The organism is Actinoplanes sp. NPDC048796 (assembly GCF_040650035.1).
Taxonomy (GTDB): Bacteria; Actinomycetota; Actinomycetes; order Mycobacteriales; family Micromonosporaceae; genus Actinoplanes.
Genome location: NZ_JBEZGO010000001.1, coordinates 1470044 through 1487433, shown reverse-complemented (window position 1 = coordinate 1487433; position 17390 = coordinate 1470044). Strand labels below are relative to the sequence as shown.

The window sequence follows — 17390 nt, the reverse complement described above, 5'->3', positions numbered from 1 at the left end:
CGAAGAAAGGTTATGCACATGGCCCTTGCCTACACATTCGGCGGCGGAATGGCGATGGAGGCCCCCGGCCGGGCGCTCTACGACAGCTTTCCGGCCATTCGTGACTGGTTCGCGCAGGTCGCCGAATGGACGGGGGTATCGCCCGACCGCATACTGACCGAGGACTTCACGGCGGCCTTCCACTCCGGCGACGTCTCGGCCCACCCCGATCTGCGTTTCGTCGCCGAGGCGCGCCAGGCGGCGTACTCGATCGGCATCGCCGACGTGCTCGCCGACCGCGGCATCCGGCCCGACATCATCGGCGGCTCCAGCCTCGGCTTCCAGATCGGCGCGACCATCGCCGGTGCGATCGACCGCCGCGAGTTCTTCGAGTACCTGCGGCACGCCACCTCGTCCCCGCTGCACCCGGAGGGCGAGCCGCCGCAGGGCATCGCCGTCTGCGTGGTGCCGCACGACGAAGGCGTCGAGGGCTTCATCGGCGGCCGCGCCGGCGTGGACCTCGCCTGCGAGATCGGTCAGTTCATCGACGGCCGCAACGGCATGTACATGTTCTCCGGCTACGTCGACGCACTGCGCGAACTCGCCGCCGAGAAGCCGGCCGGCCTGGTCAACGTGGTCACCGTGCTCGGTGGCGGCCACAGCCCGCTGCAGCAGTTCCGCCACGACTGGATCGCCCCGCACGTCGCCGGCATGACGTTCACCGATCCGGCGGTGCCGCTGGTCTCCGGGCTCAGCGACCGCAAGCTGACCACCGCCGGCGAGGTGCGGGCCGACCTGCTCGCCAACTCGATCACCACCACTCGGATGGCGCACGTGATCCGCGGCCTCGAACGGGAGGGAACCCAGCTCGCGCTCGTGCTGGGCGTCTCGTCGGGTGCCGGCATGTTCGTCTTCCCGTTCCAGGTCTTCCCGGTGGTCGCACCGGCGGACTTCGAAGCCGTGGGCTCGGCCGTCTACGAGGCCGGGATCCCCCTGGGCGCCCGCTGACCGGGCGTCACCAGCACCACTGATCGACTAGAGGGGCGAACGTGGCCAACGAAGAGCAGCTCGTCGAATACCTCCGGCGGATGACCACCGACCTGCGCCACGCGCGCCGGCGGATCGACGATCTGGAGGCCGCGGCCGGCGAGCCCATCGCGATCGTCGGCATGGCCTGCCGCTTTCCCGGCGGGGTCACCGACCCGGAGTCGCTGTGGGAGCTGGTCGCGTCGGGCACCGACGCGGTCGGCGACTTCCCCGAGGACCGGGACTGGCCACTCGACACGCTCTACGACCCCGACCCGGACCGCCCCGGCACCGCGTACGTCCGGCAGGGCGCCTTCCTGCACGATGCCGGCGAGTTCGACCCGGGCCTGTTCGGCATCTCGCCGCGCGAGGCGCTGGCGATGGACCCGCAGCAGCGGCTCCTGCTGGAGACGGCCTGGGAGAGCCTGGAGCGGGCCGGCATCGACCCGTTGTCGCTGCGCGGCAGCCGTACGGGCGTGTTCGCGGGTTTGATGTACCACGACTACGCGTCGCAGATCGGGGTGGCGCCCGAGGAGATCGAGGGCTACCTCAGCACCGGCGTGGCCGGCAGCGTCGCCTCGGGCCGCATCTCCTACACGTTCGGTCTCGAAGGCCCGGCGGTGACCGTGGACACCGCGTGCTCGTCGTCGCTGGTGGCGCTGCACCTGGCGGCGCAGTCGCTGCGCAGCGGGGAGAGCACCCTGGCGCTCGCGGGCGGTGTCACGGTGATGGCCACCCCCGGCACCTTCGTGGAGCTCTCCCGTCAGCGGGGCCTCGCTCCGGACGGCCGGTGCAAGTCGTTCGCGGCCGGCGCCGACGGCACCGGTTGGGGCGAGGGTGTCGGCCTGCTGGTGCTGGAGAAGCTGTCCGACGCGCGGCGCAACGGCCGGCAGGTTCTCGCGATCGTGCGGGGGTCGGCCGTGAATCAGGACGGCGCCTCCAACGGGCTGACGGCGCCGAACGGGCCGTCGCAGCAACGGGTGATCCGCGAAGCGCTGGCCTCGGGCGGACTTCGCACGTCCGATGTGGACGTGGTGGAGGCGCACGGAACCGGTACGCGGCTGGGTGATCCGATCGAGGCGCAGGCGTTGCTGGCCACGTATGGCGCGGACCGTGACGAGCCGTTGTGGTTGGGGTCGATCAAGTCGAACATCGGCCACACCCAGGCCGCGGCCGGTGTGGCTGGTGTGATCAAGATGGTGATGGCGATGCGGCACGGGGTGCTGCCGTCGACGTTGCACGTGGATGAGCCGTCGCCGTTCGTGGACTGGTCAGCGGGTGCCGTCCAGCTGCTGACCTCGGCGCGGGAGTGGCCGCGGTCGGATCGTCCGCGCCGGGCGGCCGTGTCCTCGTTCGGCATCTCGGGCACGAACGCCCACGTCGTCCTCGAGGCCGCGCCGCGGGAGGACCCGGCCGAGCGCCCGGAACTGCCCGTGATGCCGCTGATCCTTTCCGGTCAATCGGCCGAGGCGGTACGGGATCAGGCCGCCCGCCTGTCCGCGGCACTGCCCACGACGGGTCTCGCCGACATGGCGAGCGGGCTGGCGCGGGGGCGCGCCCGACTCGATCACCGAGCCGTTGTGGTGGCCGCGGATCCGGCGGAGGCGGTGGCCGGTCTGGCTGAGGTAGTGCCGACGGCTGCTGTGGCGGAGCCGGAGCTGGGGTTCGTGTTCTCGGGTCAGGGTGCGCAACGGTGGCGGATGGGCGAGCAGCTCCAGCGGTTCGACGTCTTCCGGGACACCTTGAGCGAGATTTCCGCTCATTTCCCGGGTCTGGAGGACGTTCTTTACGGCGATGATCCCGAGGCGGTCACGGCGACCGGGTGGGCGCAGCCGGGCCTGTTCGCGTTCGAGGTGGCTCTGTTCCGGTTGCTGGAGTCGTGGAACATTCGCCCGGCCGTCGTGGTGGGTCATTCGATCGGGGAGATCAGTGCTGCGCATGTCGCCGGGGTGTTGTCCCTGGAAGATGCGTGCCGGTTGGTGGCGGCCCGAGCAAGCCTGATGCAAGCGTTGCCGGCGGGTGGGGTGATGGCCGCTGTTGAAGCCACCGAGGCTGAGCTCGCCGAGCTGATCGACGGCGAGGCGTTGGTGTCGATTGCCGCGGTGAACGCTGTCCGGTCGGTGGTGGTGTCCGGTGACGAGGCCGGGGTGCGCAGGGTTGTCGGGGATCGGCGGGTGCGATGGCTGACGGTTAGCCATGCGTTTCATTCGCCGTTGATGGAGCCGATGCTGGCCGAGTTCGCCTCAGTGTGTGAACAGCTGACTTTCCACCCGCCCCGCATCCCGCTGTTGGCTAGTGGTGACGTGGCTTCTGCGGCCTACTGGGTTGATCAGGTAAGGGCGACGGTGCGTTTCGCCGACGCGATCGCCGCCGGATCTGATGTGAGCCACTGGGTGGAAGTCGGCCCGGACACGGTTCTGGCGGGGTTGATCGACGGGGTGGGGTTGCTGCGCCGGGATCGTGATGAGGTGCGGACTCTGCTGGCTGGTGTTGGCCGCCTGTGGTCGGGTGGTGTGCCGGTGGATTGGGCGGCGATCGTGCCCGGTCGGGGTCCGGTTGACCTGCCGACCTATGCGTTTCAGCATCAGCGGTATTGGCTGCCGGCCGCCGCCGGTGCCGGTGACGCCGCCTCGCTCGGGTTGCTTCCGCTGGATCATCCGTTGCTCGGTGCGCTGGTCACCACTCCCGACAGTGACCGGTTGGTGTTCACCGGGCGTCTCTCGGTCGTGGCTCAGCCCTGGCTGGCCGATCATCTGGTGCACGGCACCACCCTGTTGCCCGGCACCGCCCATCTGGAACTGGTCATCCGCGCCGCTGCCGAGACCGAGCATCCCCACCTGCACGACCTCACCCTCCACCAACCCCTCACCCTCGACGGACGGGAGGACGTGCAGCTGCGCCTGACCGTCGAGCCCGCCGACGACACGGGCCTGCGCGCGTTCACCGTGCACTCGCGCCCCGGCCACGCGGACGGCGGGCCGTGGACCGCGCATGCCGCCGGTCTTCTCGGCGCCGAGGAGCCGATGACCGAGGCCGCCCCGGCCGTCTGGCCGCCCGAGGGCGCCGAGGAGCTGCCGGTCGCCGGCCTCTACGAGCGGATGGATGAGGCCGGCTTCCGCTACGGACCGTCCTTCCGCGGCCTGCGTGCGGCCTGGCGGCACGGCGACGAGATCCTGGCCGAGGTGGCCCTGCCCGAGGAGGCGGCCGGTCAGGCCCGCCGGTACGGCCTGCACCCGGCCCTGTTCGACTCGGCCCTGCACGCCCTGGCCCTGACCGGCGACGACAGCGGGCGCATCCCGTTCGCGTTCTCCGGTGTGCGTCTGCGGCCGAGCGGGGCCGCCTCGTTGCGGGTGCGGATCGCGGGCGCCGTCGGCGACGCCGGGCCACTGGCGCTGCGGCTGACCGATTCGGCCGGTCTCCCGGTGGCTGAGGTCGACGCCCTCACGCTGCGCGAGGTCACGCCGGAGCAGGTGCACGCCGCCGCGGCGGGGGACAGCCTGCACTCCGTACGGTGGGAAGCCGTCGCCCTCCAGGAGCGCGACCTGTCGTGGGCGGTGTGCGGATCGCCGCTCGAGGCCGTTCCCGGCGCACCGCACCACTCGGACCTCGACGGCCTGCTCGGCTCGCTCTCCGGCGCCGCGCCGGACGTCGTGCTCGCGCCCCTGCCGACCCTCGGCGAGCCCGATCCCGCGACGGCCACGCACGCGCTGACCCGTCACACCCTCGACCTGCTGCAGCGCTGGCTGAGTGAACCCGCTCTGCGCGAGTCCCGCCTGGTTCTGGTGGCGGACGACAGCGACGGCGCCCCGGCCCCGGCTCGGGCCGCCGCTTTCGGGCTGGCGCGAAGCGTGCAGGCCGAGCATCCCGGGCGCGTCGTCCTGCTGCACCTCGGCGCCGGCTTCGCCGAGCCGCAACTGATCGCGGCGGCGCTCGGCACCGGCGAACCCGAGCTGGCCTTCCGGGACGGCGCGGTGACCGTGCCCCGCCTGCGCCCGGTGGCCGACGCCACCACGACCGACGCCGCCCCGGAGAGCACGCGTTGGAGCGAGGGCACGATTCTGATCACCGGCGGCACGGGCGGCCTCGGCCGCCGCGTCGCCCGGCACCTGGTGCGGGCGCACGGCGTACGTGACCTGGTGCTGCTCGGGCGGCGGGGAGCGCAGGCGCCTGGCGCGGCCGGACAGCGCGGCGAACTGGAAGCCCTCGGCGCCCGCGTGCGGATCGTGGCCGGCGATGTCGCGGACCGGGAGGCCCTCCCCGCGATCCTGGCGGCCGAGCCCGGTGTGACAGCGATCGTGCACGCCGCCGGGACGCTCGACGACGGTGTCGCCGAATCGCTGACGCCCGAGCGGCTCGACCACACGCTGGCGGCCAAGGTCGACGGCGCCGTACACCTGGACGAGCTCACCGCCGGCCGTGACGTCGCCCTCGTGCTCTTCTCCTCGGCCGCGGGGGTCATCGGAAGTGGCGGGCAGGCCGCCTATGCCGCCGCCAACGCGTTCCTCGACGAGTTCGCCGTGCGGCGGGCCGCGGCCGGTCGTCCCACCGTCGCGCTCGCGTGGGGTCCCTGGGACGCGGAGGGGATGACGGAACGCCTCGCCGGCGCCGACCTCTCCCGGATGACGTCCTCCGGTCTGCTGCCCCTCAGCGAGCAGGATGCTCTGGCGCTGCTCGATCGCGGGCTCGCGCATCTGGGCACCCCCGTGGCGGCGCTGGTGCCGCTGCGGCTGGACCGGGCCGTCCTGCGACGCCAGGCGGCCACCGCCGAGCTGCCGGCGGTGCTGCGTGGCATGGCGCCCCCGCCCCGCCGCCAGGTCATGGCCGGCGGGCCGGCCGGCACGATGGCCCGCCAGCTGCTGGCGGCGCCCGAGGAGGACCGGCGGCGCATCGTCGCCGACCTCGTACGCGGGCAGGTCGCCGAGGTGCTGGGCCACAGCGTCGAGGCGATCGATGTGACGCGTTCCTTCCAGCAGATCGGCTTCGACTCGCTCACCGCGCTCGACCTGCGCAACCGGCTCGCCGCGGCCACCGGCCTGCGGCTGGCGGCCGGGTTGGTCTTCGACCGTCCCACCCCGGCGGCCGTCGCCGATCACCTGCTGACCGAGTTGCTCGGCCAGGACGAGGGCCTCGGGCGTACGGCGGTGAGCACCGCCACCGACGAGCCGATCGCGATCGTCGGCATGGCCTGCCGCTACCCGGGCGGCGTCACCGGCCCCGACTCGCTGTGGCAGTTGCTCGCCGGAGAGGTGGACGCGGTCACGGCGTTCCCCGGCGACCGCGGCTGGGACCTGTCGTCCGGCGGCCACGGGCGGCGCGGTGCCTTCATGGACGGGGTGGCGGACTTCGACCCCGCCCTGTTCGGGATCTCGCCGCGGGAGGCGCTGGCGATGGATCCGCAGCAGCGGCTGCTGCTGGAGACGTCGTGGGAGGGGCTGGAACGCGCGGGCATCGACCCGTTGTCGCTGCGCGGCAGCCGTACCGGTGTGTTCGCCGGGATCATGTCGCACGACTACGGTTCCTGGTTGCGGCACGACCCGGGCCTGATCGCCGGGCACGGCGGTCTCGGCGTGGCCGGCAGCGTGCTGACCGGGCGGGTGTCGTACTCGTTCGGGTTCGAGGGCCCGGCCATCACGGTCGACACCGCGTGTTCGTCCTCGCTGGTGGCCGTGCATCTGGCCGCGCAGTCGCTGCGCAGTGGCGAGAGCACGCTGGCGCTGGCCGGCGGCGTCACGGTGATGTCGACGCCCGACATCTTCGCGGAGTTCGCGGCCGACGGCCTGGCCGGCGACGGCCGGTGCAAGCCGTTCGCGGCCGCGGCCGACGGCACCGGCTGGGGCGAGGGTGTCGGCGTGCTGGTGCTGGAGCGGCTGTCGGACGCCCGGCGCAACGGGCGGCGGATTCTCGCGATCGTGCGAGGGTCGGCGGTCAACCAGGATGGTGCGTCGAACGGGTTGACGGCGCCGAATGGTCCGTCTCAGCAGCGGGTGATTGGTGCGGCGTTGGCGTCGGCTGGCCTGCGTGCGTCTGATGTGGATGCGGTGGAGGCGCACGGGACCGGTACGCGGTTGGGTGATCCGATCGAGGCGCAGGCGTTGCTGGCGACGTATGGCGCGGATCGTGACGGGCCGCTGTGGCTGGGGTCGATCAAGTCGAACATTGGCCACACCCAGGCCGCGGCCGGTGTGGCTGGTGTGATCAAGATGGTGATGGCGATGCGGCACGGCGTATTGCCGTCGACGTTGCATGTGGATGAGCCGTCGCCGTTGGTGGATTGGTCGGCGGGTGCTGTCGAGTTGTTGAGGCAGTCGCGTCCGTGGCCGGAGGGTGATCGTCCGCGCCGGGCGGGGGTGTCGTCGTTCGGTATCTCGGGCACCAACGCCCACCTGATCCTGGAGCAGGGCGAGGAACCGGAGGCCGCCGAGCCCGCCGTGGCGGGGCCGTGGCCGCTGATTATCTCGGGGCACAGGGCGGATGTGGTGCGGGAGCAGGCCGAGCGGTTGGCGGCTGTCCTAGACACGGTCGACATCTCCGACATGGCCAGTGGGTTGGTTCGGGGCCGGGCGGCATTCGGTCATCGTGCCGTTGTGGTGGCCGCCGATCCGGCGGAGGCGGCGACCGGCCTGGCTCAGGTCGCGGCGTCCCCCGTCCCGGCCGCGGAGCCGGTGCTCGGGTTTGTGTTCTCGGGTCAGGGTGCGCAGCGGTGGCGGATGGGGCAGGAGCTGCGGCAATATGCGGTCTTCCGCGATGTCCTGGCCGAGGTTTGCGCCTATTTCCCGGGTTTGGACGCTGTTCTTTACGGCGATGATCCTGAGGCGGTCACGGCGACCGAGTGGGCGCAGCCAGGCCTGTTCGCCTTTGAGGTGGCTCTGTTCCGGCTGTTGGAGTCGTGGAACATTCGCCCGGCCGTCCTGGTCGGTCACTCGATCGGGGAGATCAGCGCTGCGCATGTCGCCGGGGTGCTGTCTCTTCAGGATGCGTGCCGGTTGGTGGCGGCCCGAGCAAGCCTGATGCAGGCACTTCCGGCCGGTGGGGTGATGGCCGCGGTTGAAGCCAGCGAGGCTGAGCTCGCCGAGCTGATCGACGGCGAGGCGTTGGTGTCGATCGCCGCGGTGAACGCGGCCCGCTCGGTGGTGGTGTCCGGTGACGAGGCCGGGGTGCGCAGGGTTGTCGGGGATCGGCGGGTGCGATGGCTGACGGTCAGTCACGCCTTCCATTCGCCGTTGATGGAGCCGATGCTGGCCGAGTTCGCCTCAGTGTGTGAACAGCTGACTTTCCACCCGCCCCGCATCCCGGTGCTGGCTAGTGGTGACGTGGCTTCTGCGGCCTACTGGGTCGATCAGGTAAGGGCGACGGTGCGTTTCGCGGACGCGATCGCCGCCGGATCCCACGTGAGCCACTGGGTGGAAGTGGGCCCGGACACGGTCCTGGCCGGGTTGATCGACGGGGTGGGGCTGCTGCGCCGGGATCGGGATGAGGTGCGGACTCTGCTGGCTGGTGTCGGCCGCCTGTGGTCGAGCGGTGTGCCGGTGGACTGGGCAGCGATCGTGCCGGATCGGGGTCCGGTTGACCTGCCGACCTATGCGTTTCAGCATCAGCGGTATTGGCTGCCGGCCGCCGCCGGTGCCGGTGACGCCGCCTCGCTCGGGTTGCTTCCGCTGGATCATCCGTTGCTCGGTGCGCTGGTCACCACCCCCGACAGTGACCGGCTGGTGTTCACCGGGCGTCTCTCGGTCGCGGCTCAGCCCTGGCTGGCCGATCATCTCGTGCACGGCACCACCCTGTTGCCCGGCACCGCCCATCTGGAACTGGTCATCCGCGCCGCCGCCGAGACCGAGCATCCCCACCTGCACGACCTCACCCTCCACCAACCCCTCACCCTCGACGGTGACGTCCTCGTCCGAGTGGTGGTCGAACCGGCCGCCGACGGCCGCCGGGCCGTCGCGGTCCACGGCCAGCGCCCCGGCGAGACGGAGTGGACCCGGTACGCCGAGGGCATCCTCGGCCAGGCCGCCGCGGCCCGCCCCGAGCCGTTCCCGTCCTGGCCGCCGGCCGGCGCCGAGCCGGTCGACCTGACCGGCCTCTACGACCGGCTCGCGCTCTCCGGCCTCGAGTACGGCCCCGCCTTCCGCGGCCTGCGCGCCGCCTGGCGGCACGGCGGCGAGATCCTGGCCGAGGTCGCCCTGCCCGACGACGTGGCGGTGCACGCTCCCGGTTACGGCCTGCACCCGGCCCTGCTCGACTCGGCCCTGCACGCCGTCGCCCTCCTGCCGGCCACCGGCGACGACGAGGCCGGCCCGTCCCGGCTGCCGTTCCTGTGGTCCGGGGTCAGCACCTACGCGCCGGCCGGCGCCGCCCTGCGGGTGCGGATCACAAGTGCGGGCCCGGGAAACGTGGCGCTGAGCTTCGCCGACCCGGCCGGCGCCCCGGTCGTGGACGTCCGCTCGCTCACCCTGCGCCCGGTCACCGCCGGCCAGCTCGGCGCGGCCGCCACCCGCAACTGGCTGTTCCGGCCGGTCTGGACCCCTCTCACCGACCTCGCCGGTCCCGCCGGCGGCGTCGTGCGGCTGGACGTTCCCGGCGAGCTGCCGGCGGGTGACCTGGCCGAGCGGGCCGAGGCGGCCGTCACGAACCTGCTCGCCGATCTCGTGTCGTGGCTGTCCGACGAGCAGCACGCCGGCTCGCGGCTGGCCGTCGTCACGCGGGGTGCCGTCGCGCTCGGCGACGAGGTGCCCGACCCTGTGGGCGCGGCGTTGTGGGGACTGGTGCGTTCGGCCCAGACCGAGCATCCGGGCCGGCTGCTGCTGGTCGACGTGGACGACGACCCGGCCTCGCGACGGCTGCTGGAGACCGGCCTCGACGGCGACGAACCGCAGGTCGCGATCCGCGCCGGCGCCCGCTTCGCGCCGCGCCTGGCCCGGGTGCCCGCCGCCAACGACGCCGGGCCGGTTAACGACGCTGGGCCGGCCAACGACGCTGGGCCGGCCGACGGTGAGGCGGAGGCAGCGTGGGCGCGGGGTGCGGTGCTGATCACCGGCGCGACCGGAGCGCTCGGCGAGGCCGTGGCGCGCGACCTGGTGGACACCCGCGGCGTGCGCCGTCTGCTGCTCCTCAGCCGTCGCGGCCCGGAGGCGCCCGGCGCCGAACGGCTGCGCGCCGAGCTGGCCGAGCGCGGCGCCGAGGTCGAGCTTCGGGCCTGCGACGTCGCCGATCCCGCCGCCCTGGAGGCGGTGCTGCGCCACTACACGCACCCGATCACCCACCTGGTGCACGCCGCCGGTGTCCTCGACGACGGTGTGCTCACCGGCCTCACCCCGGACCGGGTCGCCCGCGTGCTCCGGCCCAAGGTCGCCGCCGCCGTCGCCCTGGACCGGCTGCTGCCCGACGCCCGTTTCGTCTTCTTCTCGTCCGCTTCCCACCTGGTCGGCGGGGCCGGTCAGGCCCACTACGCCGCCGCCAACGCCTTCCTCGACGCGTTCGCCCAGCGGCGTGGGGGCGGCGCCCAGTCGCTCGCCTGGGGACCATGGGCGGGCGCCGGCATGGCCGGGGACGTGCCCCGCGCCGGCGACGGCGGGATCGTCCCGCTGCTTCCCGCCGAGGGCCTGGCCCTGTGGAACGCGGCCGTCGAGCGCACCGACGTGGTCCTCGTGCCGCTGCGCCTCGACCTCGCGGCGGCCGCCGCCGCCCCGGAGGTGCCCCCGCTGCTCCGCGGTCTCGTCCGGCCGCGCGCCGCGGCGGCCGCGAACCCGGGCCGTGGCCTGCGCCACCTGGCCGGGCTGACCGGCCGGCAACGCCGGGAAGCCCTGGAACATCTGGTCCAGGCGCAGGTCGCCGACGTGCTCGGCTGGGGCTCGCCCGATGCCGTGGCAGCCACCACCCCGTTCACCGACCTGGGGCTGGACTCGCTCGGCGCGATCGAGCTGCGCAACCGGCTCGACGCCGCGACCGGGCTGCGCCTGCCCGCCACCCTGGCCTTCGATCACCCCACGGTGGCCGCCGTGGCCGCGCTGCTGGACGAGGAGGACGGCGAGAGCGGCGACCACCGGACCGTCGCGGCCACGGGTGCGGGTGACGACGACCCGATCGTCGTGATCGGCATCGGATGCCGGTACCCCGGCGGCGTCCAGTCGGCCGACGACCTGTGGCGGCTCGTGCGGGACGGGCGTGACGGGGTGTCGCCGTTCCCCACGGACCGGGGCTGGGACCTTTCCGCCCTCCACGACCACGACCCGGCCGCGGACGGGCGCTCGTACGTCCGGGAGGGCGCCTTCCTCGACGGCGCGCCCCTGTTCGACGCGGCGTTCTTCGGCATCTCGCCGCGCGAGGCGCTGGCGATGGACCCGCAGCAGCGACTGCTGCTGGAGACCGGCTGGGAGGCGCTCGAGCACGCGGGCATCGACCCGGAGACGCTGCGCGGCGGGCGGACCGGGGTCTTCGTCGGCGTCTCGGCTCAGGATTACGCCGCGCTCCTGACGGCGGCCGACGAGCCGCTCGACGGGTACGTCGCGACCGCCAACTCGTCCAGTGTGGCCTCCGGCCGGATCGCCTACCTGTTCGGTCTGGAGGGGCCGGCGGTCACCATCGACACGGCCTGCTCGTCCTCGCTGGTCGCCATGCACCTGGCCGCACAGTCCCTGCGTACCGGGGAGAGCTCGCTGGCCCTGGCCGGCGGCGTGTCGGTGATGGCGACCCCCGCCGCGTTCGTCGCGTTCTCGCGGCAGCGGGCCTTGGCGCCGGACGGCCGCTGCAAGCCGTTCGCGGCGGCCGCCGACGGCACCAGCTGGGGCGAGGGCGTCGGGCTCGTCGTCCTGGAGCGGCTGTCGGATGCGCGGCGCAACGGCCACCGGGTTCTCGCCGTGCTGCGCGGCAGCGCGGTCAACTCCGACGGCGCCTCCAACGGCCTCACCGCGCCCAACGGCCCCTCGCAGCAGCGGGTCATCCGCCAGGCGCTGGCCAACGCGCGGCTCACGCCGGCCGAGGTGGACGCGGTGGAGGCGCACGGTACGGGCACCCGGCTGGGCGACCCCATCGAGGCGCAGGCGCTGATGGCCACCTATGGCGCCGACCGGCCGGGCGAACCCCTCTGGCTCGGCTCCGTCAAGTCGAACATCGCGCACACCCAATCCGCCGCCGGCGCGGCCGGTGTCATCAAAATGATCATGGCGATGCGGCATGGCGTGCTGCCGCCGACCCTGCACGTGGACGAGCCGTCCCCGCACGTCGACTGGTCGGCCGGCACCGTACGGCTGCTGACCGAGGCGCGGCCCTGGCCGGGAGCCGCGCGGCCACGCCGGGCGGCGGTGTCCTCGTTCGGCATGAGCGGCACCAACGCCCACGTCGTCCTGGAGCAGGCGCCCGAGGAGGCGGCCGTGGCGCCGGACCCGGTGCCGGAGCATCCGCTCTCCTTCGTCCTCTCCGCCCGCGACGAGGCGGCCCTGACCGCCCAGGCCGAGCGGCTGCGCGAGCACCTCGCCGAGCGGCCCGGCCTGCCGTTGACCGGCCTCGCCCACGCGCTTGTGCGCACCCGGGCGGCCGGCCGCTTCCGCGCTGTGGTCCGGGCGGGCGATCGCGAGGAACTGCTCACCGCCCTCGCCGGGCTGGACACCGCGATCACCGGGACCGCGCCGGCCGACCCTCGGCCGGTCCTGGTCTTCGGCGGTCAGGGTGCGCAGTGGGCGGGGATGGCGGCGTCGTTGTGGTCGGTGTCGCCGGTTTTTGCGGAGTCGATGGTGGCGTGTGAGGCGGCGTTGGAGCCGTTTGTGGGGTGGTCGTTGCGGGAGGTGGTGTTGGGGGGTGGGCCGGGGTTGGAGCGGGTTGATGTGGTGCAGCCGGTGTTGTTTGCGGTGATGGTGTCGTTGGCGCGGTTGTGGGAGTCGTGTGGGGTGCGGCCGTCGGCGGTGGTGGGTCATTCGCAGGGTGAGATCGCGGCGGCGGTGGTGGCGGGTGCGTTGTCGTTGGTGGATGGTGCGCGGGTGGTGGGGTTGCGGTCGCGGGCGTTGCGGGCGCTGGCCGGCACCGGCGGCATGATCTCCGTGGTGCTGCCCGAGGCCGAGGTGCGTGAGCTGATCGCCGCCTGGCCGGACCGGCTCTTCGTCGCGGCCGTCAACAGCCCGCGGGCCACGGTGGTGGTCGGCGAGGCCGAGGCGCTGACCGGATTCGAGCGCGAGCTGTCCCGGCGCGGCGTCATGCGGTGGCGCATCCCGGGCGTCGACTTCTCGGCCCACTCGCCGGCCATCGACGTGCTCGCCGCCGAGATCGCCGCCGACCTGGCACCGGTCACCCCGCGGGACACGCCGGTGACGATCTACTCCGCGGTCAGCGGCGAGGTCGTGCCGGGAAGCGAGCTCGACGGCGCCTACTGGTACCGCAACGTCCGCGAGAGCGTGCGCTTCCAGGACGCGGTGACCGCCGCCCTGGCCGCCGGGCATCGCCGGTTCCTCGAGGTCAGCCCGCACCCGGTGCTCGTGCCCGCGCTGGCCGAGGTCTTCGAGGACGGCGGGTTCGACGACGCCGTGGCGATCGGCACGCTGCGCCGGGAGGACGGCGGCTGGGATCGCTTCACCGCCTCCGCGGCCGAGGCCTGGGCACACGGCATGCCCGTGCGGTGGGAGTCTCTCCTGCCGGAGAGCTCGGCGTCCTTTGTGGAACTGCCGTCCTACCCCTTCCAGCGCGACCGCTTCTGGCTCGAGGTCGGCCCGGCCGCCGGCGACGTGACCGCTCTCGGCCTCGGCACGGTCGACCACCCGTTCGTGGGCGCCGCGGTCGACCTGGCCGGCGGCTCCGGGGTGGTGCTCACCGGCCTGCTCTCCCGGCCGGCGGCCCCCTGGCTGGCCGACCACGCGCTCAACGGGCAGGTCCTGGTCCCGGGCGCCCTCTTCGCCGAGCTGGCCCTGCAAGCCGGTGCCCGCTCCGGCCACCCCGGCCTGGAGGAGTTGCGCGTCGAGGCGCCGCTGATCCTGCCCGCCGACGAGGCCGTGTTCGTGCAGGTCCGCGCGGAGGAATCCGGCGACGGCCGGCACGACGTGACGATCCACGCGCGCCCGGCCGGCGGCTCGGCCTGGACCGCCCACGCCGCCGGCGTGCTCGCCTCCGCCGCACCGCCGGCCACGAGCGAGTCGCCGGCGGTGCCCGCGGACGCGCGGCCGGTCGAGGTGGCCGGGCTGTACGAGCGCCTGGCCGAGGCCGGCTACGAGTACGGCCCGGCGTTCCGCGGGCTGATCGCCGCCTGGAGGCGGGGCGACGAGGTGTGGACCGACATCGCGCTGCCCGAGCCCCGGGCCGCCGAGGCCGATCGCTTCGGCTTGCATCCGGCCCTGCTCGACGCCGCCCTGCACGGGCTCTTCCTGCGCGACGACGGCGACGGCGCGCTGCGCCTGCCGTTCGCCTGGACCGGCGTGCGGCTGCGGGCGACCGGCGCCACCGTGCTGCGGGTTCGGATCTCGCCGGCCGGCGCCGACGGGGTGCGCCTGGTCATGTGGGACCCGGCCGGCCAGGTCGTGGCCGAGGTGGACACGCTGGTGCTGCGCGAGGTGCGCGCCGGCGAGCTGAGCCCGGCGCCACGGCAGCCGCTCTTCCACGTGGACTGGCCGGTCCTGGCCCGGCCCGGCGCGGCGGCGAGCATCGCCGTGCTGGGCGCCGACCCGTTCGGCATCCTGGACGCGGCGACCTCGGTCCTGGCCGGGATGGGCGCGCTCGACGACGGCGACCGGCCGGACGTGCTGCTGGCCTGTGTCACGTCCGGGAACGGTGGCGATCTGGCCGCCGCCGCCCACGACGCCGCCGGGTGGGCGCTCCGCCTCGTCGGCGACTGGCTCTCCGCCGACCGCGGCGACGTGCAGCTCGCGGTGGTGACCCGCGGCGCCGTCGCGGCCCGCGACGGCGAGGACGTGCCCGATCTGGCCACCGCGCCGGTCTGGGGCCTGCTGCGGTCGGCCCAGTCCGAGCATCCGGAACGGTTCCGGCTGATCGACGTGGACGGCTCGGCCACCGCCGAGCTGCTGAGCGCCGCCCTCGCCACCGACGAGCCGCAGCTCGCGGTGCGCGACGGCGAGGTGCTGGTGCCCCGGCTGGCCCGGATCGAGAGCATGGACGCGCTCGTCCCGCCCGTACGGACTCCCGCCTGGAAGCTGGAGACGGTCGGCAAGGGCACCTTCGAGAACCTCGAACTGATCTCCGTGCCGGAGATGCTCGAACCGCTGGGGGAGGGGCAGGTACGCCTGGCGGTGCGGGCCTCGGGCATGAACTTCCGGGACGTGATCGTCGGCCTCGACATGGTCGCGGGCCAGGACCACCTGGGCGGCGAGGCGGCCGGCGTGGTGCTCGACGTCGGCCCCGGCGTCGACAACGTCGCACCGGGCGACCGGGTGATGGGCCTCTGCTTCGGCTCGTTCGGCCCGATCGGCGTCTCCGATCACCGCTGGCTGGTCAAGCTGCCCGACGGGTGGACGTACGAGCAGGGCGCCGCGATCCCGATCGCGTGGATGACGGCGTACTACGGGCTGGTCGACCTGGCCCGGGTGCAGCCGGGCGAGAAGGTGCTGATCCACGCCGCGGCCGGCGGCGTCGGACTGGCGGCCGTGCCGCTGGCCCGCCACCTCGGCGCCGAGGTCTACGGCACGGCGAGCCCGCCGAAGTGGCCGGCATTGCGCGCGGCCGGCCTGGACGACGAGCACATCGCCAACTCGCGCACGCTCGACTTCGAGCCGCGGTTCCTGGCCGCGACCGGCGGCGACGGCATGGACGTCGTGCTGGACTGCCTGGCCGACGAGTTCGTCGACGCCGGCCTGCGGCTGCTGCCACGGGGCGGGCGGTTCATGGAGATGGGCAAGACCGACAAGCGGGATCCGGACAAGGTCGCCGCCGAGTACCCGGGCGTGGTCTACAACGTCTACGACCTCATGGAGGCCGGGCCGCGGCGTCTGCAGGAGATGCTCACCGAGATCGTGCGCCTGCTGGACACCGGCGTCCTGCCGCACTCGCCGCTGACCACCTGGGATGTGCGCCGGGCGCCGGAGGCGCTGCGCGCGCTGAGCCAGGCCCGCCTGGTGGGCAAGGTGGTGCTGACCGTTCCCCGGCCGCTCGACCCGGACGGCACGGTGCTGGTGACCGGGGCCACCGGCACGCTCGGCGCCCTGGTCAGCCGGCACCTGGTCACCGCGTACGGCGTCCGGAACCTCGTGCTGACCAGCCGATCCGGCCTCGATGCGGCGGGCGCGCGGGAGCTGACCGGCGAGCTGACCGCCCTCGGCGCCCGCGTCCGGACGGTCGCCTGCGACGTCGCCGACCGCGCCGCGCTGGCCGAGGTGCTGGCGGGCGTGCCGGCGGACCACCCGCTCACCGCGGTCGTGCACACCGCCGGCGTCCTGGACGACGGACTGGTCGACTCGCTGACCCCCGCGCAGCTCGACCGGGTGCTCCGTCCCAAGATCGACGGAGCGGTGAACCTGCACGAGCTCACCGCGGACGCCGACCTGGCCGCGTTCGTGCTGTTCTCCTCGGCGGCGGCCACCTTCGGTGCGCCGGGCCAGGCGAACTACGCGGCCGCCAACACGTTCCTCGACGCCCTGGCCCAGCACCGGCGATCGGCCGGCCTGCCCGCCTCGGCGATGGCCTGGGGGCTGTGGGACGAGCGCAGCACGATGACCGGCCACCTCGACGACACCCAGGTGCGGCGGATGGGCGCCGGCCTGGACAGCGCCACCGGTCTCGACCTGTTCGACCTGGCGACGGTCGTGGACCGCGCGGTGACCGTGCCGGCGATGATCGACCTCGCGTCGATCGATGCGGAATCGGTACCGCCGCTGCTGCGCGGCCTGAGGCGGGCCGGGGCGGCGACGGCTCGTGCGGCGACCTCGGCCGCGGGGGCCCAGCCGCTGCGCGATCGGCTGGCCGCGCTGCCGCCGTCCGAGCGGTCCCGCGCCCTGCTGGAGCTCGTGCGCGTCAACGCCGCGACGGTCCTCGGGCACTCCGGGCCGGCCGGGGTGGAACCGGGCCGCGCCTTCAAGGAAATCGGCTTCGACTCGCTCACCTCGGTGGAGCTGCGCAACCGGTTGAGCAAGGCCGCCGGCCTGCGACTGCCGACCACGCTGGTGTTCGACCATCCGACGCCGCTCGCCCTCGCCGCCTTCGTGGAGGGCGAGCTTTTCCCGGACGCCGGCGGCGCCGATGTCGACACCGTGCTGGCCGAGCTGACCCGGCTCGGTGAGTCGCTCGTCGCGCTCGATCCCGACGCCCACGACCGGACCCGCATCGGCGCCCGGCTGCGCGACCTGATGACCCGCTGGCAGGCGCCGGCGGCGGCGCCCGACGACCTCGACGCCGCCACCAACGACGAACTGTTCGACCTGGTGGACCAGGGGCTCGATCTGTGACCCGCCGCCGTAGGCCAA

General features: G+C 73.8%; 2 protein-coding genes. Both read left to right on the top strand.

All coding sequences use genetic code 11. The features are described 5' to 3' along the window. The first annotated feature begins 18 nt into the window (after positions 1-18). Positions 19-987, top strand: coding sequence for a hypothetical protein (locus AB0C26_RS06825; protein WP_360242630.1), 969 nt, complete (start codon positions 19-21; stop codon positions 985-987). 41 nt (positions 988-1028) lie between these two features. Beyond that, entirely contained in the window at positions 1029-17372 is a 16344-nt protein-coding gene (locus tag AB0C26_RS06820) for an SDR family NAD(P)-dependent oxidoreductase (RefSeq protein ID WP_360242627.1), read from the top strand. Positions 17373-17390: the final 18 nt, after the last annotated feature.